We start from the raw sequence: 23,146 nt of genomic DNA, 5'->3' as shown, positions 1-23,146 counted from the left end.
CCCGGCGGCCGGCTCCCGGTACGCCGACCGGGGGTGGGAGCAGCGGGACGAGCGGGACCGGCCCGGCTCAGGACGGCGGGCCGACCGGGACGCGCCCGGCTGGACGCCGGACCGACGGGACGAGTCCGAGCCGGCCTGGCCGCAGCCGCGCGGCGGACCCGAGGCCACCCGGACGGCTCACCGGGGCGAGCCCGGCCCGGCGTGGCCGGACCAGCCGGGTGAGCGACACGCTGGCTGGGACGACCCGGACGAGCCGGCCCGGCCCAGCGGGCCCGGTGGCGGTCCCCGCTCGGAGCACCGCAGCGGACGGGACCACCGGGGCGGACCCGACCACCCGGGCGGGCCGGACCGCCGGGGCGGGCCCGACCATCGGTCCGCACCCGACCACCGGGACGGGCCCGGACAGTGGGCCGGGTCGGAGCAGCGGGCCGGGTCAGAGCAGTGGGCCGGGTCGGAGCGGTGGAGCGGGGCGGCCCGGCCCGGCCGGCGGGAGGACGCCGGCTGGCCCGGCGGGCCGGAGCCCGGGGACGGGGGTCCACCGGGCGCGGACCATGGCCGGTCCGGCTGGCGCGACGAGTCCGGCTGGCGCGATGAAGCCGGCTGGCGCGACGAGCCCGGCTGGCGAGCGGAGTCCGGGCGGAGCGCCCCGGCCGGACAGTCGTGGCGGGAGGTGGACCACCCCGGGCGGGACGCGGCGTACCCGGATCGCGCGGCCGGCGGCCCCTGGTCCGAGGCGCGGGCCGGGGACCGGTGGGCCGAGGTGCGTGACGACGAGCGGGGCCGCGAGGTCCGCGTCGGGGAGCGGCGCGCGAGCGTGCACGCCGACCCGCAGGGCGGCGCGTTCCGGATGGAGGACCGCTGGGCCGAGGTACGCCACGGCGAAGCGCGTCCCCGGCCCGACCGCCCCGGCGACGGCGGCCGGCCCGGCGACGGCGGCTGGAACGGCGACGGCTGGGACGGCGATGGTGGCTGGACCGGTGAGGGCGGCCGGGCCGTGCCGGAGGGCCGGCCGGCGTTGCCCGCCGGTGGGGTGCCGGTGCCCGACGAGTGGCGCCCGGCGCCCCGGGGCGGTCACCCGCCGGCCGGTGGCCGGTCCGGCGGGGAGCCGGAACCGGGCCGGCGCAGCCGGCACCAGCGGGCCGACGAGGGGTACGGACCGGACGAGGCACCGCCGCGCCGCTGGTGAGCCGGGCGGGCTCGCAGGTCAGGTGAGCCGGACCGGCTCCCGGGTCAGGTGAGCCGACCCGGCTCCTGGATCACTTGTCGATGTCGCCGACCACGAAGAACATCGAGCCGAGGATGGCGATCAGGTCGGGCACCAGGCAGCCCGGCAGGAGCGTGGCCAGGGCCTGCACGTTGGCGTACGACGCGGTGCGCAGCTTGAGCCGCCACGGCGTCTTCTCCCCGCGCGAGACCAGGTAGTACCCGTTGATGCCGAGCGGGTTCTCGGTCCAGGCGTAGGTGTGCCCCTCGGGTGCCTTGAGCACCTTGGGCAGCCGGGTGTTGATCGGCCCGGTGAGCCGGTCGACCCGGTCCAGGCACTGCTCGGCGAGGTCGAGCGAGGCGTACACCTGGTCGAGGAGCACCTCGAAGCGGGCGTGGCAGTCCCCGGCGGTGCGGGTCACCACCGGCACGTCCAGCTCGTCGTAGGCCAGGTACGGCTCGTCGCGGCGCAGGTCCAGGTCGAGGCCGGAGGCGCGGGCCACCGGCCCGGACGCGCCGAAGGCGGCGGCCTCGGCGGCCGACAGCACCCCCACCCCGACGGTACGGGCCAGGAAGATGTCGTTGCGCCGGATCAGGTTGTCCAGGTCGGGCATCCGGCGGCGTACCTCGCCGACGGCGGCGCGGGCCCGCCCGGTCCACCCGGCCGGCACCTCCTCCTTCAGCCCGCCGACCCGGTTGAACATGTAGTGGATCCGCCCGCCGGAGACCTCCTCCATGACCGCCTGGAGGGTCTCCCGCTCGCGGAACGCGTAGAACATCGGGGTGATCGCCCCGATCTCCAGCGGGTACGAGCCGAGGAACATCAGGTGGTTGAGCACCCGGTTCAGCTCGGCCAGCGCCATCCGCAGCCACGTCGCCCGCTCCGGCACCTCCATGCCCATCAGCCGTTCCACCGCGAGCACCACACCCAGCTCGTTGGAGAACGCCGACAGCCAGTCGTGCCGGTTGGCCAGCACGATGATCTGCCGGTAGTCGCGGACCTCGAAGAGCTTCTCCGCGCCCCGGTGCATGTACCCGACGACCGGCTCGGCGGAGACCACCCGTTCGCCGTCGAGGACCAGCCGGAGCCGGAGCACGCCGTGCGTGGAGGGGTGCTGCGGGCCGATGTTGAGCACCATGTCGGTGCCGAGCTGCTCCCCGCCCGCGCCGGTTCCGACGGTCAGCTCGCGGAGGTCGGCGGCATCCGTGGTCATGTCCGTCATCGTGCCATGAACGGGTCCCGGTCGACGCCGACCGGTTGCCGGAGCCACCAGTGCCCGCCGAGCCCGGCCGGGTCGGTCAGTTCGGCCACCGCGCCGGCGGCGGCGAGCGCCCGGACGTACCCGGCCGGGTCGGTCGAGGCCAGGGCCAGCGGCGGCCGGCCGCCGTCGGCCCCGAGCGCGCGCAGCGCGGCCCGCTGGTCGACCAGGGTGTACGCCGTTCCGGCGACCGCCGCGCCGGCCGCGCCGACGGAGTCCACCGCCACGTGCGCGGTGACGTCACACGACCCGTCCGGCACCGGGTGCACCTGCCGGCCGCCCCGGTACCCGGTCAGCGTCCCGTCGTGGGGCCGGCCGGCCCGGACGTGCCCGTAGTCCACGGCCAGCGCCAGCCCCCGGTCGATCCGCCGGACCGCTGCGGCCCACGCCTCGTCCCGGGTACGGCCGATCTCCGCCCGCGCGGTCACCGCGTACCCCGATCCGGGTCCGTCCGGGGTCGGGCCGGTGGCGCCCCCGCCGGCCGGTCCCGCCACGCCCGTCGGGGCCGGCCCGGCTGCCGGGTCGGCGGGACCCGCCGGGGCCGGGCCGGGCGGCGGCCACCAGGCCGCGAGCCAGTCCGCGTCGGCCGGGCTCACCGGGCCGCCCACCGTCTCCGTGCCGGTCGCCGGATCGACCAGCAGGTACCGCCAGCCGTCCGGGGTCCAGCCGGCCACGTCCAGGGGTACGTTGTCCAGCCACTCCGTGGCGAGCAGCAGCCCGGTGATCCCCGTCGGGACCCGTTCCGCCCAGCCCACCGCCGCCGGCAGGCCCGCCGGTCGGGGGGCGAGTTCGACCGCGGTGAGCCGGAGCCGGCGGGCGAGCGGTACCGGTCCCGCAGCGCCGGCCGGCACGGGATCCGGGCGGGGCCGCCCGGGACGGTCCGGCAGCCCGCCGCTGCCGGGAGCGGCGTCGGGCGCCCCGGGGCCGTCCGGCGTCGGTCGGGCGGCCAGCCCGGCGAGGGCGACCAGCAGTTCCCCGCGACCGGCGCCGACGTCGACCACGTCGAGCCGGTCGGGGTGACCGAGCGCCGCGTCGACCCGTTCGACCAGGCGGAACAGCGCGGCGGCGAACGCCGGTGCGGCGTGCACGCTGGTGCGGAAGTGGTCGGCCGGGCCGGGGCCGGAGACGAAGAAGCCGCCGGGACCGTAGAGCGCCCGCGCCATCGCCGCCCGCCAGGGCATCGGCACCGGTTCGTCACTCGCTCGGGGTTCCGTCACCGGGTCGACCCTACGGTCAGCCGGGACGGGACGACCGCCGATCCCCGCCCCGCCCGAATCGGCGGCCCGGCCCAGGGTGATTGGAAGGGCCCCTTCCTCTACCGAAAGCGTTAACAAGGGGCCCTTCCTTGCACCCGGGGCGGGGTGGTGAAGGTTTTCACAACCACTTGGTCCGGGTCCGTGACGGCGGCGCATACTTGCCATCGACCGGTACCCCCATCGAGGACTGGATCACTGCCATGAGCGCACCGTCGCGCCCGCGTACCGCCGCCCTGCCCGGGGCCGGCGTACCAGCGGGCGGCCAATCCCGCGATTCCCGTCTCACCGTCGGCGTCATCGGCGCCGGTCGGGTCGGTGCCGTGCTGGGTGCCGCGCTCGTCGCCGCCGGGCACCGGGTGACCGCCGTCTCCGAGGGTTCCGGGGCGACCCGGGCCCGGATCGCGCTGCTGCTGCCCGACACCCCGCTCCAGGCGGCCCCGGCGGTCGCCCGCGCCGCCACCGACCTGCTGCTGCTCGCGGTGCCGGACGACGCCCTGGCCGGGGTGGTCGCCGGGCTGGCCGGCGCCGGCGCGCTGCACCCGGGCCAGGTGGTCGCGCACACCTCCGGCGCGCACGGGCTGGACGTGCTCGCCCCGGCCGCCGCCGTCGGCGCCCACCCGCTGGCCCTGCACCCCGCGATGACCTTCGCCGGTACGCCGGACGACCTGTCCCGCCTGGCCGGCATCTCGTACGGGGTGACCGCCCCGGCGCGGCTGCGGCCGCTGGCCGCCCGGCTGGTCGCCGACCTCGGCGGGGTGCCCGAGTGGATCGGGGAGGCGGACCGCCCGCTGTACCACGCGGCGCTCGCGCACGGGGCGAACCACCTGGTCACCCTGGTCAACGAGGCGGCCGACCGGCTGCGCGACGCCGGGGTGGACCAGCCGGAGAAGGTGCTCGCCCCGCTGCTGGAGGCGGCCCTCGGCAACGCGCTGCGCCTCGGCGACGACGCGCTGACCGGGCCGGTCTCCCGGGGCGACGCGGGTACGGTCCGGCGGCACCTGCAACGGCTGGCGGCCACCGCCCCGGACTCCGTGCCGGCGTACCTGGCGCTGGCCCGGCGGACCGCCGACCGCGCCGTCGCCGCCGGCCGGCTCCGCCCGGCCGACGCCGGGCCCCTGCTCGACGTGCTGGGCCGGACCCAGCACCAGCGTGAGGTGGCGGCGTGAGCGCCCGGGGTGGACTGCTGGCGCGGGCGTCGCAGTCGGGTAACGAGGGGAACGGCATGACCGAGGTAGTGCACACCCGGGCCGAGTTGGCGGCGGCCCGGGGCGGGCTGACCGGCACCGTGGCCGTGGTGATGACCATGGGTGCCCTGCACGACGGGCACGAGGCGCTGGTACGGGCGGCCCGGGAGCGGGCCGACCACGTGCTGGTGACGATCTTCGTGAATCCGTTGCAGTTCGGCCCGAACGAGGACTTCGACCGGTACCCGCGCACCCTGGAGGCGGACCTGGCGGTCTGCCGGCGGGCCGGCGCCGACCTGGTCTTCGCCCCGTCGGTGACGGACATGTACCCGCACGGGGAGCCGACGGTCCGGGTTCTGCCGGGGCAGGTCGGTGAGGACCTGGAGGGGCTGAGCCGCCCCGGTTTCTTCCACGGGGTGCTCACGGTGGTGCTGAAGCTGATCCAGCTCACCCGCCCCGACCTGGCGTTCTTCGGGGAGAAGGACTACCAGCAGCTGACCCTGGTCCGGCGGATGGTGCGGGACCTGGACGTGCCGGTGGAGATCGTCGGGGTGCCGACGGTCCGCGAGTCGGACGGCCTGGCGTTGTCCAGCCGCAACCGGTACCTCTCCCCGAGCCAGCGGCAGGCGGCGCTGAGCCTCTCCGCGGCGCTGCGGGCCGGTGTGGTGGCCGCCGGGGCGGGCCACGACGCCGGGGCGGTGCTCGCCGCCGCGCACCGGGCCTTCGGGGCCGGCGAACCCGGGGCCGAGCTGGACTACCTGGTGCTCACCGATCCCGACCTGGAGCCGGGGCCGGTCGCCGGCCCGGCCCGGCTGCTGGTGGCGGCCTGGGTGGGCGGGGTCCGTCTGATCGACAACACCGGGCTCCGGCTCGCGCCGCGCGCCTGAGCACAGACCTCTCGTGAAAGGCACTCCGATGCTGCGCACCATGCTGAAGTCGAAGATCCACCGGGCCACCGTGACCCAGGCGGACCTGCACTACGTCGGCTCGGTGACCGTGGACCAGGACCTGCTCGACGCCGCCGACCTGCTCCCCGGCGAGCAGGTCGCGATCGTGGACATCACCAACGGCGCCCGGCTGGAGACGTACGTGATCCCCGGCGAGCGGGGCAGCGGGGTGATCGGCATCAACGGTGCCGCCGCGCACCTGGTGCACCCCGGCGACCTGGTGATCCTGATCTCGTACGGGCAGTTCGAGGACGCCGAGGCCCGGACGTACCGACCCCGGGTGGTGCACGTCGACGCGGCGAACCGGGTCATCGAGCTGGGCGCGGACCCGACGGCCGCGGTCGCCGGCATGGTCGGCGACCCGGTCCGCGCCGCGCACGCCCTGCCCGTCTGACCGGTTCCGGCCCCGCCGGTCGGGAAGATCCGGTCTGTCACCGGACGCTCATGTCCGGTTACCCTTGACCCGCCCTCGTGGGCGGTGGCTGGGGGAGGCCGCGATGCGCAGTTCGAGGACGATGCTGGCCGGGGCGTTGGTCGCGGTGCTGGTGGCGGCCGGTTGTGCGACCGTGGACGGGCTGGACGCCGACCTGACCGACGACTGGGCGGCGCTGGCCCCGGCCGGGCCGTTCACCCCGGCCGCCGGGGTCTGTCAGGAGGCCGACTTCACCGACGTGGTGACGCTGGTGGCGTACCAGCCGGTCGACTGCGCCGGGCCGCACCGGGTGGAGACCACGCACGTCGGAATCTTCCCGGCGAAGCAGACCGCCCGCCCGGCCACCGGCTCCGCCGAACTGCGCGGCGCCTTCGCCGACTGCGACGGCAGGACCAGCGGGTACGTGGGTGACGAGTGGCGCGGGGCCCGGCTCCGGCTCGGGGTCGCCATCCCGTCGGAGACCGGCTGGGCGTCCGGGGCCCGGTGGTACCGGTGCGACCTGACCGAGGTGACCACCGTGGAGGCGGGCGCCGGGACGGTCACCCGTACCGGCAGCCTGCGGGGTGCGCTGCGCGGCCCGTCCCCGCTGCGGCTGGGCTGCCAGCACGCCCGTACGGGCCGGGGCGGGGGCGTCAGCACGCTCACCCCGGTGGCCTGCGACACCCGGCACAACGCCGAGTACGTGGGGGTGTGGCAGGCGCCGGACAAGCCCTTCCCGGACGTGCCCGCCGGCTGGTCCCCGTTCTACACGGGCTGCTACGAGGTGCTGGCGAAGTACACCGGGGTGCCGAACGACATCCAGGTGAGGATCCGCAGCGGGGTGGTGGTCCGCCCGCCGGCCGAGGGCCGGTGGCGCGCCGGGGACCGGGGCGTGCGCTGCTACCTCTGGCTGAGCCACCGGACGGTGACCGGCTCGCTGAAGGGGGCCGGCCCGGCCGGCCTGCCGATCCGCACCCGGTGACCGGCCCGGCCCACCGGTCGGTCCGGCGGTCGCGACGCGGCGTGTCGTACCGGTCCGGACAACGTAGCCGGAACCACACACCTCGGACCCGAGGGCCCGGCCGGGCCTCCGGCGCGGTTGACTGTGCTCATGGACTCCTCGACCGGTGACCTGCCGACCCTGCCAGGCCTGCCGACCCTGCCCGGACTGCTGGCGGCGCCCGCGCCCGGCTGGGTGGAGACCACCGACGTGATCGTGGTCGGCTCCGGGGTGGCCGGGCTCACCGCCGCCCTGCACCTGCGGGAGGCCGGGCTGCACGTCACCGTGGTCACCAAGGTCAACATCGACGACGGGTCGACCCGCTGGGCGCAGGGCGGGATCGCCGCCGTCCTCGACCCGCACGACAGCCCGGCGGCGCACGCCTCGGACACCGAGGTCGCGGGGGTGGGGCTCTGCGACCCGGCGGCGGTCCGGGTGCTGGTCGAGGAGGGGCCGACCCGGCTGCGGGAGCTGATGCGGATCGGCGCGGAGTTCGACCGCCACCCGGACGGCTCGCTGATGCTCACCCGGGAGGGCGGGCACCGGGCCGACCGGATCGTGCACGCGGGCGGGGACGCCACCGGGGCCGAGGTGCAGCGGGCGCTGCACGCGGCGGTCCGCCGGGACCCGTGGATCCGGCTGGTCGAGCACGCCCTGGTGCTGGACCTGCTGCGCGCTCCCGGCGACGGCCCGGACGGCCTCGGCCCGGCCTGCGGGCTCACCCTGCACGTCCTCGGCGAGGGCAGCGAGGACGGGGTGGGCGCCCTCCTGTCCCGCGCGGTCGTGCTGGCCACCGGCGGGATGGGGCAGGTCTTCGCGGCCACCACCAACCCGGCGGTGTCGACCGGGGACGGCGTGGCGCTGGCGATGCGGGCCGGCGCGGCCGTCACCGACGTGGAGTTCGTGCAGTTCCACCCGACCGCGTTGATCGTCCCGGAGCGGGCCCGGGTGCCCGGTACCGGGCTGGCCCAGCAGCCGCTGGTCTCCGAGGCGCTGCGGGGTGAGGGCGCGCACCTGGTCGACGCCGACGGCAAGCGGTTCATGGTCGGCCAGCACGACCTGGCCGAGCTGGCCCCCCGGGACGTGGTGGCCAAGGGCATCCACCGGGTGCTGCTGGCCACCGGCGCGGACCACGTCTTCCTGGACGCCCGGCACCTGGGCGGCGACTTCCTCGCCCGGCGGTTCCCCACCATCGTCGCCTCCTGCCTGGCCATCGGGGTCGATCCGGCGACCGACCTGATCCCGGTCGCCCCGGCCGCCCACTACGCCTCCGGCGGCGTCCGTACCGACCTGCGCGGCCGGACCTCCATCCCCGGCCTGTACGCCTGCGGCGAGGTCGCCTGCACGGGGGTGCACGGCGCGAACCGGCTGGCCAGCAACTCGCTGCTGGAAGGGCTGGTCTTCTCCCGGCGGATCGCCGAGGAGATCGCCACCGGCCTGCCCGAGCAGGCACAGCCGGCGTCCACCGGGGCCTGGACCGGCGGGGACGGCTGGGTGGTGCCGGCGGAGGTGACGGCACCCCTGCAACGGGCGATGACCCGGGGCGCCGGGGTGCTCCGCTCGGCGGCGACGCTGACCGAGACCGCCGCCGCGCTGACCGAGCTGGGCGCGGGCCGGGGCCGCCCCCGGACCGCCGAGTGGGAGGCGACGAACCTGATCACGGTGGCGTCGACGCTGGTCGCCGCCGCGTCCGCGCGCCGGGAGACCCGGGGCTGCCACTGGCGGGAGGACTTCCCGACGGCCGACGACCGGTGGCTGGGCCATCTGGTCGGCTCGATCGGGGCGCAGGGCCGGTTGACCCAGCGGTGGGAGCCGTCGGCGTGAGCGTCGGCGTCCCCTGCGGTCGTGAGCTGACGAAGGAGCAACGGTGAGGCAGTCGACGGAGCAGGTGTTGCGGGCCGGCGGGCTGGACCCGGCGCGGGTGCGGCGGGTGATCGAGGACGCGCTGACCGAGGACCTCGGCCCGGAACTGCTCGACGTGACCAGTGTCGCCACCATCCCGGCCGGGCAGGTGGACACCGCCGACCTGGTGGCCCGCGCCGACGGGGTGGTCGCCGGCCTGGCCGTGGCGGCGGCGGTGTTCGAGCTGGTCGCCGAGGTGGCCGCCGCCCCGGCCGGCACGCCCGACGCCGCCCCGGCCGGCGGAGCGGGTGGCGCTTCGGCCGGCGGAGCCGGTGGTGCCTCCGGTGGGGCGGGTGTGCCGCGTACCGTCGAGGTGTCGGTGCTCGCCGCCGACGGCGAGCGGGTGGCCCGGGGGGACGTGCTGGCCACGGTGACCGGGCCGACCCGGCTGCTGCTCACCGCCGAGCGGACCGCGCTGAACCTGCTCTGCCGGATGTCCGGGGTGGCCACCCACACCCGGGCCTGGGCCGACGAGCTGGCCGGGACGAAGGCGATGGTGCTGGACACCCGCAAGACCACCCCGGGCCTGCGGGCCCTGGAGAAGTACGCGGTGCGGGCCGGCGGCGGCACCAACAAGCGGATGGGCCTGCACGACGTCGCCATGATCAAGGACAACCACAAGCTCGCGGCCGGCGGGCTGACCGCCGCCTACCGGCGGGTCCGGGAGACCTTCCCGCAGGTGCCGGTGCAGGTCGAGGTGACCACGGTGGCCGAGGCGGTGGAGGCCGTCGAGGCCGGGGCCGACTTCCTGCTCTGCGACAACATGACCCCGGCGACGCTGACCGAGGTGGTCGCCGCCGTCGGGGACCGGGCCGAGCTGGAGGCCACCGGCGGGCTGACCCTGGAGGTGGCGGCCGAGTACGCGGCGACCGGGGTGGACTACCTGTCGGTCGGCGCGCTGACCCACTCCTCGCCGATCCTGGACATCGCCATGGACCTACGGCGGTAGCGGGCCCGCCGGCACCGGCGGGTGGACGGTGCTGGCGAGGTGGACGGTGCCGGCGGGACCTGCGGCGGTGGCGACGGCGTCGGCGTTGTCTAGGCTTCGGACGTGCTGCTCTGCATCGACATCGGAAACACCAACACCGTGCTGGCGACCTTCGCCGGTGACAAGCTGGTGCACTCCTGGCGGGTCAAGACCGACGCCCGGTCCACCGCCGACGAGCTGGGCCTGATGTTCCGGGGCCTGCTCGCCGGGGACGCCGTCGAGATCACCGGGGTGGCCGCCTGCTCCACGGTGCCGGCCGCGCTGCGCTCGCTGCGGACCATGCTGGACCGCTACTACGGCGAGCTGCCCAGCGTGGTCGTCGAGCCGGGGGTGCGGACCGGGGTGCAGTTGGCGATCGACAACCCCAAGGAGGTCGGTGCCGACCGGGTGGTGAACACCCTCGCCGCGCACACCCTCTACGGCGGGCCCTCGATCGTGGTCGACTTCGGCACCACCACCAACTTCGACGTGGTCAGCGCGCGGGGCGAGTTCCTCGGCGGGGCCTTCGCGCCGGGGATCGAGATCTCCTTCGACGCCCTGGCCGCCCGAGCGGCCCAGTTGCGCAAGGTCGAGGCGACCCGCCCCCGCTCGGTGATCGGCAAGAACACCGTCGAGTGCCTCCAGGCCGGCCTGTACTTCGGCTTCGCCGGCCAGGTGGACCGGATCGTCGAACGGATGACCGAGGAGCTGGGCGGGGTGAAGGCGGTCATCGCCACCGGCGGGCTGGCCTCGCTGGTGATGGGGGAGTGTCGCACCATCACCCACCACGAGCCGATGATCACGTTGATCGGCCTGCGGATGGTCTACGACCGCAACGTCTGAGGGGTAAGGAAGGGCCCCTTGTTAACGCCTACGGTAGAGAAGGGCTCCCTTCTCACCCCGTGGGGCGGAGACGGCACCCTGCGGTCCCGGCCAGCGGTGGACGACCGGTCGGAGTGGGGTCGGTCATCGCGGGCAGGTTATCCCGTAACGGCCGCCACGGCCCTTGAGTACGCTCGGGGGCTGACCCCGCCGAATTTCCGAACCGAGGAAGCGTGCCGTGACCGAGCAGAAGCCCGTCCCTGTCGACCCCGCCGACGACCTTCCGGAGCAGATGAAGGTCCGCCGGGAGAAGCGGGACCGGCTGCTCGCCGAGGGCGTCGAGCCGTACCCGGTCGGCTATCCCCGCAGCAGCACGCTGGCGACGGTCCGGGCGACCTACGCCGAGCTGCCCACCGACACCGCCACCGGGGACCGGGTCGCGGTCACCGGCCGGGTGATCTTCGTACGGAACACCGGCAAGCTCTGCTTCGCCACCCTCCGGGACGGTGACGGCACCGAACTCCAGGCGATGCTCTCCCTGGACCGGGTCGGCGCGGAGCGGCTGGAGGACTGGAAGCGCCTGATCGACCTGGGCGACCACGTCGGGGTCACCGGCGAGGTGATCACCAGCCGCCGGGGCGAGCTCTCCGTGCTGGTCGAGCAGTGGGCGATCACCGCGAAGGCGCTGCGACCGCTGCCGGTGGCGCACAAGCCGCTGAGCGAGGAGGCCCGCGTCCGGCAGCGGTACGTGGACCTCATCGTCCGGCCGCAGGCCCGGGAGATGGTCCGTACCCGTGCCGCCGCCGTCCGCAGTCTTCGGGACTCCCTGCACGCGCAGGACTACATTGAGGTGGAGACGCCGATGCTGCAACTGCTGCACGGCGGCGCGGCGGCCCGCCCATTCGTGACCCACAGCAATGCATTGCACACCGATCTGTATCTGCGAATCGCCCCGGAACTGTTTCTGAAGCGGGCCGTGGTCGGTGGGGTCGATCGGGTGTTCGAGATCAACCGCAACTTCCGTAATGAGGGTGTCGACTCTTCGCATTCGCCCGAGTTCGCGATGCTGGAGGCGTACCAGGCGTACGGCGACTACGACACCATGGCGGACCTCACCCGCAATCTGGTGCAGCGCGCGGCGGTCGCGGTGGCCGGCTCCACGGTGGTGACGCACGCCGATGGCCGGCAGTTCGACCTGGGCGGCGAGTGGCGCTCCGTCTCCCTGTTCGGGGTGCTCTCCGAGGCGCTCGGCGAGGAGGTCACCGTCCGCACCGAGCGCGCCCGCCTGGTCGAGTACGCCGACAAGGTCGGGCTGGCCGTGGACCCGAAGTGGGGGCCGGGCAAGCTGGCCGAGGAGCTGTTCGAGGAGCTGGTCGTGCCGGGGTTGCAGGCACCGACCTTCGTCCGGGACTACCCGGAGGAGACCAGCCCGCTGACCCGGGCGCACCGCAGCGAGCCGGGGCTGGCCGAAAAATGGGACCTCTATGTGCTCGGTTTCGAGCTGGGTACCGCGTACTCCGAGCTGGTGGACCCGGTGGTGCAGCGCGAGCGGCTGGTGGCCCAGGCCCAGCTCGCGGCCCGTGGCGACGCCGAGGCCATGCGCCTGGACGAGGACTTTCTCCGGGCGATGGAGTACGGAATGCCCCCGGCCGGGGGTATGGGAATGGGAATCGACCGGCTGTTGATGGCGCTCACCGGCCTGGGAATTCGGGAAACCATCCTCTTCCCGTTGGTCCGGCCCGAGTAGTTCCCCGGTGTCGGCGCCGACTTTTCTGGCCGTACTATTGACGCGGCGAGCATCGAGCGGGCTATTGTGCTCCTGGCAGGAGACCCTGCTCGAAAGGATTGTGCGACGTGGCCAAGCAGATCATTCACAAGCTGGTCGATGACCTGGACGGCGGGGACGCCGACGAGACCGTGAAGTTCGCCCTCGACGGCGTTCAGTACGAGATCGACCTGTCGGACTCCAACGCGGAGAAATTGCGCGAGGCATTCGCGCAGTACGTTGCCGCCGGGACCAAGGTCGGTCGGGGTGGCGTGGTGGTCGGGGGACGGGCCGCGCGGGGGCGCGGCGGAGCGACCGCCGACCGCGAGCAGAACAAGGCGATCCGGGCCTGGGCCAAGAAGGAGGGGCGGGAGATCTCCGACCGGGGGCGGATCCCGCAGGAGATCGTCGAGGAGTACCACTCCCGCGCTGGCCGCTGAGCGACCGCGACAGGCGACACCGACGCCGGGCCGGAGGCATCTCCGGGCCGGCGTCGCCGTCCGTACCGGCCCGCCCTCCGGTCGGGACGGGTGCCGCACGGCCGGCGCCGGGAAGAGATCCGGCCCGGACGGCGTTGTCCACAGCCGGTGGAGAGTCTTTCCACAGCCTGTGGACAACCGCTACGGGGGCTCGGGGAGCCGTCCCCCGGTACTGCGGAATTTCGCTCTGCGCGTACAGCCGCAGGCCCCGGAACACCGTCTGAGCGTGGACGGTTGGGTAGAACGACGCGTACCTGGGCGCTGGCGGCGACACACGACCTCAGCGGAGCCGGTCCGCGGCGATAGAGTAATGAGGCAAGGACGCCCGTCCCGGACGTCCGCGCACCGGCCCCGCCGAGATCTGACCATCAAGGCGCACGGCACGTGAGGAGCACGAGGGCATGTTCGAGCGGTTCACCGACCGAGCGCGACGGGTTGTCGTCCTGGCCCAGGAAGAGGCCCGGATGCTCAACCACAACTACATCGGTACGGAGCACATCCTGCTGGGCCTGATCCACGAGGGTGAGGGCGTCGCGGCGAAGGCCCTGGAGAGCCTCGGCATCTCCCTGGAGGGCGTCCGCCAGCAGGTGGAGGAGATCATCGGCCAGGGCCAGCAGGCGCCGAGCGGGCACATCCCGTTCACGCCGCGGGCCAAGAAGGTGCTGGAGCTGTCGCTGCGTGAGGCGCTGCAGCTCGGCCACAACTACATCGGCACGGAGCACATCCTGCTCGGGCTGATCCGGGAGGGCGAGGGCGTCGCCGCCCAGGTGCTGGTCAAGCTCGGCGCCGACCTCAACCGGGTCCGCCAGCAGGTGATCCAGCTCCTCTCCGGGTACCAGGGCAAGGAGCCGGCTGCGGCGGGCGCCGCCACCGGCGAGGCCGCGCCGTCGACCAGCCTGGTGCTGGACCAGTTCGGCCGTAACCTGACCCAGGCCGCCCGCGAGGGCAAGCTCGACCCGGTGATCGGGCGCGAGAAGGAAATCGAGCGGGTCATGCAGGTGCTCTCCCGCCGTACCAAGAACAACCCGGTCCTGATCGGTGAGCCCGGCGTCGGCAAGACCGCCGTGGTGGAGGGGCTGTCCCAGAAGATCATCAAGGGCGAGGTGCCCGAGACGCTCAAGGACAAGCAGCTCTACACCCTCGACCTGGGTGCCCTGGTCGCCGGCTCCCGGTACCGCGGTGACTTCGAGGAGCGCCTGAAGAAGGTGCTCAAGGAGATCCGCACCCGGGGCGACATCATCCTCTTCATCGACGAGATCCACACCCTGGTGGGTGCGGGTGCCGCCGAGGGCGCGATCGACGCGGCGAGCATCCTCAAGCCGATGCTGGCCCGGGGCGAGCTGCAGACCATCGGCGCGACCACCCTCGACGAGTACCGCAAGCACCTGGAGAAGGACGCCGCGCTGGAGCGCCGGTTCCAGCCGATCCAGGTGGGTGAGCCGTCGCTGGCGCACACCATCGAGATCCTCAAGGGCCTGCGCGACCGCTACGAGGCGCACCACCGGGTGAGCATCACCGACGCCGCGCTGGTGGCGGCGGCGACGCTGGCCGACCGGTACATCTCCGACCGGTTCCTGCCGGACAAGGCGATCGACCTGATCGACGAGGCCGGGGCCCGGATGCGGATCCGCCGGATGACCGCGCCGCCGGACCTGCGCGACTTCGACGAGCGGATCGCCCAGGTCCGCCGGGACAAGGAGTCCGCGATCGACGCGCAGGACTTCGAGCGCGCCGCCCAGCTCCGGGACAAGGAGAAGCAGCTCCTCGGCCAGAAGGCCCAGCGGGAGAAGGAGTGGAAGGCCGGTGACCTGGACGTCGTCAGCGAGGTCGACGACGAGCAGATCGCCGAGGTCCTCGGCAACTGGACCGGCATCCCGGTCTACAAGCTGACCGAGGAGGAGACCTCCCGCCTGCTGCGCATGGAGGACGAGCTGCACAAGCGCGTCATCGGCCAGGAGGACGCGGTCAAGGCGGTCTCGAAGGCGATCCGGCGGACCCGGGCCGGCCTGAAGGACCCGAAGCGGCCGTCCGGCTCGTTCATCTTCGCCGGCCCGTCCGGTGTCGGTAAGACCGAGCTCTCCAAGGCGCTCGCCGAGTTCCTCTTCGGCAGCGAGGACGCGCTGATCCAGCTCGACATGTCCGAGTTCCACGACCGGTACACGGTCTCCCGTCTGGTCGGTGCCCCGCCCGGATACGTCGGGTACGACGAGGGCGGCCAGCTCACCGAGAAGGTGCGCCGTCGGCCGTTCTCGGTGGTCCTCTTCGACGAGATCGAGAAGGCCCACCCGGACGTGTTCAACACCCTGCTCCAGATCCTGGAGGACGGTCGGCTCACCGACGGTCAGGGTCGGATCGTGGACTTCAAGAACACGGTCATCATCCTGACCACCAACCTGGGCACCCGGGACGTGGCCAAGGCGGTCTCGCTCGGTTTCCAGGCGTCGGAGGACTCCGACTCCAACTACGACCGGATGAAGCAGAAGGTCAACGACGAGCTGAAGCAGCACTTCCGGCCGGAGTTCCTGAACCGGATCGACGACACCATCGTCTTCCACCAGCTCCGCCAGCAGGAGATCCTCTCGATCGTGGACATCATGATCCAGCGGATCGAGACCCAGCTCCGCAACAAGGACATGGGCCTGGAGCTGACCGACAACGCCAAGAAGTACCTGGCGAAGAAGGGCTTCGACCCGGTGCTCGGGGCGCGTCCGCTGCGTCGCACGATCCAGCGCGACATCGAGGACAACCTCTCCGAGCGGATCCTGTTCAACGAGCTGACCCCGGGTCAGATCGTGGTGGTGGACTGCGAGGGCGACCCGGAGGACATCGACAAGTCCAAGCTGGTCTTCAAGGGCGCGGACAAGCCGGTGGAGGTGCCGGACGCCGTCCCCGCCGACCTGGGCGGCACCGCCGCCGCCGGGGCGGACGAGTGACCACCTGAGGTAGGCGCCAGGCGAACGGGCTCGGCCCGGCGGTACTCCACCGCCGGGCCGAGCCTTTCGTGTCTGTGAGCAGGCGCTGCCGGGGTCAGAGGAGGGCGGGGGCGGGGGCGGCCGGCCCGCCGTCGCCGACCAGCCGGAACGACGCCTCGCCGACCGGCTCGACCAGGCCGTCGGTGACCAGCCCGGCCAACGCCCGGGAGCGCTGCACGTCGTCGGCCCAGACCTGGTCCAGACGGTGCCGGGGCACCGGCCCGGTGGTCTCGCGCAGCACGCCGAGCAGCAGCCCACGGACCTGCCGGTCGGTGCCGGCGTACTGCTGGGGGCGGCGGCTGGGGCCGGTCGCCGGGGGGCTGCCGGCGGCCCGCCAGGCGCACACCGAGGCCACCGGGCACCGGTCGCACCGGGGCGAACGGGCCACGCAGAGCACCGCGCCCAGCTCCATGAAGGCCGCGCTGGCCAGGGCGGCGGCGGCCGGCTCGACGGGCAGCAGTTCCTCGGTGGCCACCAGGTCGGCGGGGCGGGTGGCGGGGCCGGCGTCCGGCTCCCCGGCGATCGCCCGGCAGACCACCCGACGGACGTTCGTGTCGACCACCGGGTGCCGCTGCCCGTACGCGAACGCGGCCACCGCCCGCGCGGTGTACGTCCCCACCCCGGGCAGCGCCAGGAGCTGGTCCAGTCGGTCCGGGACCGCACCGGCGTGCCGCTCGACGATCGCCACCGCGCAGTCGCGCAGCCGTACCGCCCGGCGGGGGTAGCCGAGCCGTCCCCACATCCGGATCGCCTCGGCCGGGGTGTCGTCGGCCAGCGCGGCCGGGGTCGGCCAGCGGGCCAACCAGGCCTCCCAGGCGGGCACCACCCGCACGACCGGGGTCTGCTGGAGCATGACCTCGCTGACCAGGATGGCCCAGGGCGTCACCCCGGGACGGCGCCACGGCAGGTCCCGGGCGTGCTCGGAATACCACCGACTGACCAGGGTGGCGAACGTTGGCTCAGACATCGCGCGCTGATGATGTCACGGGTCGCCGTCCCGCGGGTTGGGCGGGCCCGGCGGGGCCGTCGTCGCAGCCCGGGACGGTTCGGGGAGAATGCCCGGATGAACCAGCTCGCGATCACCGTCATCGGCCGGGACCGGCCCGGCATCGTGGCCGACGTCGCCGAGGGGCTCGCCCGGCTCGGCGCGAACCTCACCGACTCCACCATGACCCGGCTGCGCGGGCACTTCGCGATGACCCTGATCTGCGTCGGCCCGACCGCCGCCGAGGCCGAGGCCGCGCTGGCCCCGCTCGCCGCCGACGGCCAGCTCCTGGCGACGGTACGCGCGGTCACCCCGGACGGGGAGGCGGTGCCGGCCGGCGAGCCGTACGTGCTGGCCGTGCACGGCGCCGACCGGATGGGCATCGTGGCCGCGCTGACCCGGCTGCTCGCCGACGTCGGGGGCAACGTCACCGACCTCAGCACCCGACTGGCCGGCTCGCTCTACGTGGTGGTGGCCGAGGTGGACCTGCCCCCGGGTACCGCCGACGAGCTGGCCGGGCGATTGACCCGGACCGCCGCCGACCTGGGTGTGGAGGCCACCCTCCGGCCGGTCGAGACGGATCTGCTGTGACCGCGCTCGGCGGCTGGACACCCGAGGCGCTGGCGGTCCCGGGCGAGGTCCGGCCGGTGCTGTCGGCGCCCGACCCGGTGCTCAGCCGGGCGGGCGTGGCGGTCGACCCGACCTCGGCGGAGACGGTCCGGCTCGCCGCCGACCTGGTCGCGACCATGCGGGTCTCCCCGGGCTGCGTCGGGCTGGCCGCCCCGCAGGTCGGGGTCGGCGCGCAGGTCTTCGCGGTGGACGTCACCGGGCACCCGAAGGCGGTCACCGTGCACGGCACGTTCGTGCTGTGCAACGCACGGGTGATCGAGGCGACCCGGTGGAAGGCGGGCCGGGAGGGCTGCATGTCGGTGCCCGACCTGACCGGTGACGTGAAGCGGGCCAGCCGGCTGGTGGTGGAGGGCGAGCTGCCGGGGACCGGGGAGACGGTCCGGCTGGTCACCGACGGCTTCGAGGCCCGCGCCCTGCAACACGAGATTGACCACTGTGCCGGTCAGCTCTTCCTCGACCGGGTCGCCGGGGCGCACGCCATCCACCAGCGCAAGGTGTACCTGTCCGGGCCGGACCAGCCGGGGCAGCCGTCGTGAGTGGAAGGTCGGTGCGGTGAGCCGTCGCCGGTCCGGCGCGTCGTGCCGGGCAGGGGCGCGCCGCGCCGCTACCGTGGGGGCATCATGCGTCTGACGGTCGGTCCCCTGCCATCCGCCGTTTACTGGCGGCGTCGCGCCGTCGTGCTCGGCGCGGTGGTCCTGCTCCTGATAGTCCTGTTGTACTCCTGTAACCGGTCGGAGAACACCGGGGGGACACAGGGCGGTGCGCCGTCCCCCTCGGGGGTGCCGGCGCCGGACGAGTCCGTGCTGACCCCGCAGACCGGGACGCCGTCGGAGGGGCCGGGCGGTTCGGCCGCGCCGGGCGGCCCGGGGGGCGAGGGCGACAGCAGCGGCTCCGGCGAGTCGGGTGGCCAGGGCGGGCCGGGCAGCGGGCCGGACGCGGGTCCGGGCAACCCCGGCGGCGGTCCGGGCGACCCGGGCTCGGGCGACTCCGGTGGCCAGGGCACGTCCTCCGGCGGCTCCGGGGTGCCGGCGATGCCGGCGGCTGCGGACCTGTGCACGGACGCGGAGATCCTGGTGACCCCGGTGGCCAACCCCGCGCGGGCCACCAAGGGGACCGTGGTCAACCTGCACATCAAGATCAAGAATCGGTCGGAGCGGACCTGTAGCCGGGACGTCGGCGCGGACCCGCAGGAGCTGTTCATCAAGTCCGGCGCGGAGAAGATCTGGTCCTCCGACACCTGCGGCGCCGCCAAGGGCTCCGACATGCAGTCGTTCACCGCCGGCTTCGAGCGGTCGTACCAGGTGGCCTGGAACGGGCGGGACAGCAGCCGCTGTGGCGAGGGGGCCGCCACCGGCGCGCCGGTGAGGCCCGGGACGTACCAGCTCTACGGGCGGCTCGGGACGAAGCTCAGCGAGCCGGTGGAGCTCACCATCGTCGACTGACCCCGGTGTGCGCGGCCCGCCCGGACGGGCCGGGTCGCCGGGCAGCCCGCCACCGGCCTGGCGCAGGGGTGCCGACGCGGGTCAGACGTACCGCTCCAGGATGGACGCCTCGGCCAGCCGGGACAGCCCCTCCCGGACGCCCCGGGCCCGCGCGTCGCCGACCCCCTCGACGGCCTGCAGGTCCTCCACGGTCGCCCCGAGCAGCCGTTGCAGGCTGCCGAAGTGCACCACCAGCCGGTCGACGATCGCCACCGGCAGCCGGGGCACCTTGGCCAGCAGCCGGAAGCCGCGCGGACTGACCGCCGCGTCCAGCGCGTCCGACGCGGACGGGTACCCGATGGCCTTGGCGACGGCGACCAGGTCGATCAGCTCGGTGGCGCCGAGCAGGTCCAGCTCGACCAGGGCCTCGTCGAGGGTGCGGGACTTGCGGCCGGTGGGCAGGTAGTCCCGGATGACCAGGGTGCGGTCCGCGTCCACGCCCGCCATCAGCTCGTCGAGCTGGAGGGCGAGCAGCCGGCCGTCGGTGCCCAGCTCGACCACGTACCCGGCGATCTCGTCGGCGATCCGGCGGACCATCTCCAGCCGCTGCACCACCGCCACCGCGTCCCGGACGGTGACCAGGTCCTCGATCTCCAGGGCGGAGAGGGTGCCGGAGACCTCGTCCAGGCGGAGCTTGTACCGCTCCAGGGTGGCCAGCGCCTGGTTGGCCCGGGACAGGATCGCCGCCGAGTCGTCCAGCACGTGGCGCTGGCCGTTGACGTACAGGCTGATGATCCGCATGGACTGGCTGACCGAGATGACCGGGTACCCGGTCTGCCGGGCGACCCGCTCGGCGGTGCGGTGTCGGGTACCGGACTCCTCGGTCGGGATCGACGGGTCGGGCATCAGGTGCACGGCGGCGCGGACGATCCGGGTGCCGTCGCTGGAGAGCACCACCGCACCGTCCATCTTGCACAGCTCGCGGACCCGGGTGGCGGAGAACTCCACGTCCAGCGGGAAACCGCCGGTGCAGAGCCCCTCGACGACCTTGTCGTAGCCGAGGACGATCAGCGCGCCCGTCCGGCCGCGCAGGATCCGTTCCAGTCCGTCACGCAGCGCGGTGCCCGGGGCCATCAGGGCGAGATTGGCGCGCAGCGGGTCACCGCCCGCGCCGCCGGGGCCCCCGGTCACGCTGACGCTGATCGGACGGGCGGGCGAACCCACGGCACCCGTGCGGACGTGGGTTGTCGCGCCGGCAGGCTTGGTGGCATCGCGGTCGATCGGCACGGGCACAGTCTACGGACTGCCCTGCGTTGGGTGCTGTCGCGGTTACTGTGATGTGTCACGTGACCGGCCCTTTTCCGTTCGTCGTACACGCAGCGTCACCCGGCCGACGCGCGGGCGGCGGCCTGGAGCGCGGACCGGACGTCGGTCGCCTCGACCACGCGCATGTTCTCCGGGCCGGCGCCGGTCGACTCCGGGCCGCAGCCGGGCGGCACGATCGCGTACCGGAACCCGAGCCGGGCCGCCTCGGCCAGCCGGCGGGGGACCGCGCCGACCCGGCGTACCTCCCCGGTCAGCCCGACCTCGCCGATCGCCAGCAGGTGCGGGTCGATGGCCAGGTTGAGCCCGCCGGAGGCGACGGCGAGCGCGACCGCGAGGTCGGCCGCCGGCTCCACCACCCGGATGCCGCCCACGGTGGCGGCGAAGACCTCCCGGTCGTGCAGGGTGAGCCGTTCGGTGCGCCGTTGCAGCACGGCCAGCACCATCGCCAGCCGGGCGCCGTCCAGCCCGGAGACGGTCCGCCGGGGCGAGCCGGCGACGGTCGCGCCGATCAGCGCCTGCACCTCGGTCACCAGCGCCCGGCGGCCCTCCATCGCCACCGTGACGCAGGTGCCCGGCACCGGCTCGGAGTACCGGGTCAGGAAGAGCCCGGACGGGTCGGCCAGGCTGCTGATGCCGCCCTCGTGCATCTCGAAGCAGCCCACCTCGTCGGCGGCGCCGAACCGGTTCTTCACGCCGCGCACCATCCGCAGCGAGGAGTGCTTGTCGCCCTCGAAGTGCAGCACCACGTCGACCAGGTGCTCCAGCACCCGGGGGCCGGCCACCTGGCCGTCCTTCGTCACGTGCCCGACCAGCACGGTGGCGATGCCCCGCTCCTTGGCCACCGAGACCAGCGCGGCGGTGACCGCCCGGACCTGGGTCACCCCGCCCGGCACACCCTCGGTGCCGGTGGTGGAGATGGTCTGCACCGAGTCGAGCACCAGCAGCCCCGGCTCGACCGCGTCCAGGTGGCCCAGGACGGCGCTCAGGTCGCTCTCGGCGGCCAGGTAGAGCCGCTCGTGCAGGGCGCCCATCCGCTCGGCGCGCAACCGCACCTGGCTGACTGACTCCTCGCCGCTGACCACGAGCGACGGGCTGCCCGCCCCGGCGGCCCACTGCTGGGCCACGTCGAGCAGCAGGGTCGACTTGCCCACCCCGGGCTCACCGGCGAGCAGCACCACGGCACCGGGGACCAGGCCACCGCCGAGCACCCGGTCCAGCTCGCTGACGCCGGTGGGCCGGGCGCGGGCCGGGGCGGCGCTGATCTCGGCGATCGGGCGGGCCGGCTCGGCGGGCATCCGGGAACTGACCACCCGCCCGGCGACCGTCGGGCCGGTGAGGGTCGACTCGACCACGGAACCCCACTCGCCGCACTCCGGGCAGCGCCCCACCCACTTCGGCGGCTGGTGTCCGCAGGCGTCGCACTCGTACGCCGGGCGGGGCTCACGGGCGGCGCCGCGGGCCCGGCCGGCGGTGCCGGCACGCCCCCGGCCGGCGCCGGCCGGCAGGTTCGATCGGGAGGTCGTCACACCAGGGACGCTAGCCGGACGCTGTGACGAGAACACCGCCGGCATGGGTCTCCACGCCGGCGGTGTCGGGTTCGATCAGGTGTCGACTCCGGGGGTCAGTGCCCCTCGCCCTCGATGCCGAACTCACGCTCGATGATCGGCGACGGCGGGGCGGCCGGGGTGAGCGGCACGGCGACCGGGGCCGGGGTCTGCAGGGTCTGGCCGTTGCCGAGGTCGAAGACCAGGTTCACCTGCTGGCCGGCGAGCAGCGCCTCGTTCAGGCCGATGAGCTGGAGCTGACCGGTGGCGCCCCCGGTGAGCTGCACGTAGCTGAGCGCCGGCACCTCGATCCGGGCCGGCTGGCCGGCCGGAGCGGAGGGGCTGGGGGAGGCGGACTCGTCGTCGGACGGGCTCGGCGAGGCCGACCCCTCGGGGGAGGGCGAACCCTCCGGGGAGGGGGACGCCTCCGGGGAGGGGGACGCCTCCGGGGAGGGCGAGCCGGTCCCGGACGGCGTGGGCCCACCGGGGCCACCGGGCGAGGGCGGGCTGCCCGGCGACTCGGACGGGGTCGGGCTGGCCGTGCCGGTGGTGCCGGTGAGCAGCACCTCCCGGGCGCTGTCCGTGCCGACGGTGACGGTGATCGCACGGTCGGTGTCGTTGTAGAGGATCACGCTGAGCGGGGCGTTGTCGCCGGCCTCGTAGCCCTCCGCGCCCGGGTAGTCGACCTGGAGTCCGCGGATCTTGAAGCCGTTGTCCGGAGTCTGGATGTTGACGCCCTGGACCGACGGCACCTTGTTGGCCGTCTCCGACACCTGGCCGGTGCCGCAGCCGGCGGCCAGGCTGGTCACCGTCACCATTCCGGCCAGCAGCACGGCCGCCCGTCGGGATGCCCTGATCGAGCGCGTCACGTCGGTCCTCCTCGTTGCGATCCCCGCCCGGTCGCACGCCGGGCGCGGTGGCCATACCCGCGCAGACCGCGCTCCAGGGTAGTTGGGCCGCGACGGCCGCCGCACGGCGACCCGGGAACACCACCACCAGGGCCGGACCGGGCGCCCGGGGACCCCGTCGGCCGCCCCCTCCGGCCGACCGGGGGCAGCGGCCGGCCGGCCCG

Annotated in this window: 19 protein-coding genes and 1 pseudogene; 14 read left to right on the top strand and 6 right to left on the bottom strand. The window is 74.5% G+C overall.

Translation table 11 applies throughout. From position 1 onward, the window contains the following. A pseudogene (locus AWW66_RS36105) lies at nt 1–1,186 on the top strand (hypothetical protein); the annotation flags it as partial. Between the two features lie 70 nt (nt 1,187–1,256). Here the strand turns inward: AWW66_RS36105 and AWW66_RS24115 are convergent. Further along, the gene (locus AWW66_RS24115; RefSeq protein WP_211272081.1) at nt 1,257–2,426 is read right to left on the bottom strand and encodes an NADH-quinone oxidoreductase subunit D; all 1,170 of its coding nucleotides are present in this window, start codon (nt 2,424–2,426) and stop codon (nt 1,257–1,259) included. Then, nucleotides 2,423–3,649: an SAM-dependent methyltransferase gene (locus AWW66_RS24110; protein ID WP_245648465.1), complete on the bottom strand. Its 1,227-nt coding sequence runs from the start codon at nt 3,647–3,649 to the stop codon at nt 2,423–2,425. The genes AWW66_RS24115 and AWW66_RS24110 overlap by 4 nt, the downstream gene beginning before the upstream one ends. 269 nt (nt 3,650–3,918) lie before the next feature. Between AWW66_RS24110 and AWW66_RS24105 the strand changes: the two genes are divergently transcribed. The 10 genes from AWW66_RS24105 (at nt 3,919) to AWW66_RS24060 (ending at nt 16,129) form a co-directional block, all read left to right on the top strand. Then, entirely contained in the window at nt 3,919–4,884 is a 966-nt protein-coding gene (locus tag AWW66_RS24105) for a Rossmann-like and DUF2520 domain-containing protein (RefSeq protein WP_083978859.1), read from the top strand. A gap of 56 nt (nt 4,885–4,940) precedes the next feature. Next, on the top strand, nt 4,941–5,789 hold the full coding sequence (gene panC / locus AWW66_RS24100) for a pantoate--beta-alanine ligase (RefSeq protein WP_067370804.1): 849 nt from the start codon (nt 4,941–4,943) through the stop codon (nt 5,787–5,789). Nucleotides 5,790–5,817: 28 nt separating this feature from the next. Further along, a complete protein-coding gene (panD, locus tag AWW66_RS24095; RefSeq protein ID WP_067370800.1) occupies nt 5,818–6,243 on the top strand; it encodes an aspartate 1-decarboxylase in 426 nt (141 codons plus the stop codon). 103 nt (nt 6,244–6,346) lie between these two features. Beyond that, nucleotides 6,347–7,243 carry a septum formation family protein gene (locus AWW66_RS24090; protein ID WP_067370798.1) on the top strand — a complete coding sequence of 299 codons (897 nt, stop codon included), beginning with the start codon at nt 6,347–6,349 and terminating at the stop codon, nt 7,241–7,243. Between the two features lie 129 nt (nt 7,244–7,372). Further along, nucleotides 7,373–9,085: an L-aspartate oxidase gene (locus AWW66_RS24085; RefSeq protein WP_067370796.1), complete on the top strand. Its 1,713-nt coding sequence runs from the start codon at nt 7,373–7,375 to the stop codon at nt 9,083–9,085. A gap of 43 nt (nt 9,086–9,128) precedes the next feature. After that, complete coding sequence (gene nadC / locus AWW66_RS24080; protein ID WP_067370794.1) at nt 9,129–10,112, top strand: carboxylating nicotinate-nucleotide diphosphorylase; 984 nt, start codon at nt 9,129–9,131, stop codon at nt 10,110–10,112. Nucleotides 10,113–10,214: 102 nt separating this feature from the next. After that, the gene (locus tag AWW66_RS24075; RefSeq protein WP_067370792.1) at nt 10,215–10,973 is read left to right on the top strand and encodes a type III pantothenate kinase; all 759 of its coding nucleotides are present in this window, start codon (nt 10,215–10,217) and stop codon (nt 10,971–10,973) included. Nucleotides 10,974–11,190: 217 nt separating this feature from the next. Further along, nucleotides 11,191–12,699: a lysine--tRNA ligase gene (gene lysS / locus AWW66_RS24070; protein ID WP_067370789.1), complete on the top strand. Its 1,509-nt coding sequence runs from the start codon at nt 11,191–11,193 to the stop codon at nt 12,697–12,699. Between the two features lie 107 nt (nt 12,700–12,806). After that, entirely contained in the window at nt 12,807–13,157 is a 351-nt protein-coding gene (locus AWW66_RS24065) for a histone-like nucleoid-structuring protein Lsr2 (RefSeq protein ID WP_067370786.1), read from the top strand. Between the two features lie 440 nt (nt 13,158–13,597). Continuing rightward, entirely contained in the window at nt 13,598–16,129 is a 2,532-nt protein-coding gene (locus AWW66_RS24060; protein ID WP_067370784.1) for an ATP-dependent Clp protease ATP-binding subunit, read from the top strand. 94 nt (nt 16,130–16,223) lie between these two features. On the opposite strand, the gene AWW66_RS24055 is transcribed toward AWW66_RS24060, so the two are convergent. Then, a complete protein-coding gene (locus AWW66_RS24055) occupies nt 16,224–17,135 on the bottom strand; it encodes an HhH-GPD family protein (RefSeq protein WP_067370782.1) in 912 nt (303 codons plus the stop codon). 96 nt (nt 17,136–17,231) lie between these two features. Here AWW66_RS24055 and AWW66_RS24050 point away from each other — a divergent pair, with 96 nt between their 5' ends. The 3 genes from AWW66_RS24050 to AWW66_RS24040 all read left to right on the top strand — a co-directional run bounded on the left by AWW66_RS24050 (nt 17,232) and on the right by AWW66_RS24040 (nt 19,225). After that, nucleotides 17,232–17,744 carry a glycine cleavage system transcriptional repressor gene (locus AWW66_RS24050; RefSeq protein ID WP_067370780.1) on the top strand — a complete coding sequence of 171 codons (513 nt, stop codon included), beginning with the start codon at nt 17,232–17,234 and terminating at the stop codon, nt 17,742–17,744. Then, nucleotides 17,741–18,319: a peptide deformylase gene (locus tag AWW66_RS24045; protein WP_067370779.1), complete on the top strand. Its 579-nt coding sequence runs from the start codon at nt 17,741–17,743 to the stop codon at nt 18,317–18,319. The genes AWW66_RS24050 and AWW66_RS24045 overlap by 4 nt, the downstream gene beginning before the upstream one ends. Before the next feature lie 84 nt (nt 18,320–18,403). Further along, nucleotides 18,404–19,225: a hypothetical protein gene (locus AWW66_RS24040; protein WP_067370777.1), complete on the top strand. Its 822-nt coding sequence runs from the start codon at nt 18,404–18,406 to the stop codon at nt 19,223–19,225. Nucleotides 19,226–19,306: 81 nt separating this feature from the next. On the opposite strand, the gene disA is transcribed toward AWW66_RS24040, so the two are convergent. The 3 genes from disA to AWW66_RS24025 all read right to left on the bottom strand — a co-directional run bounded on the left by disA (nt 19,307) and on the right by AWW66_RS24025 (nt 22,943). After that, nucleotides 19,307–20,491 carry a DNA integrity scanning diadenylate cyclase DisA gene (gene disA, locus AWW66_RS24035; protein ID WP_067370774.1) on the bottom strand — a complete coding sequence of 395 codons (1,185 nt, stop codon included), beginning with the start codon at nt 20,489–20,491 and terminating at the stop codon, nt 19,307–19,309. A 95-nt stretch (nt 20,492–20,586) separates the two neighbouring features. Further along, nucleotides 20,587–22,056, bottom strand: a complete 1,470-nt coding sequence (gene radA, locus AWW66_RS24030) for a DNA repair protein RadA (RefSeq protein ID WP_067370772.1) — start codon at nt 22,054–22,056, stop codon at nt 20,587–20,589. A gap of 95 nt (nt 22,057–22,151) precedes the next feature. Then, entirely contained in the window at nt 22,152–22,943 is a 792-nt protein-coding gene (locus AWW66_RS24025) for a hypothetical protein (RefSeq protein WP_067370769.1), read from the bottom strand. Between the last annotated feature and the right edge of the window lie 203 nt (nt 22,944–23,146).

It is taken from the genome of Micromonospora rosaria (assembly GCF_001567585.1).
Lineage (GTDB): Bacteria > Actinomycetota > Actinomycetes > Mycobacteriales > Micromonosporaceae > Micromonospora > Micromonospora rosaria.
The sequence above is the reverse complement of the archived record's forward strand: the minus strand, read 5'-3'. Positions and strand labels throughout refer to the sequence as shown.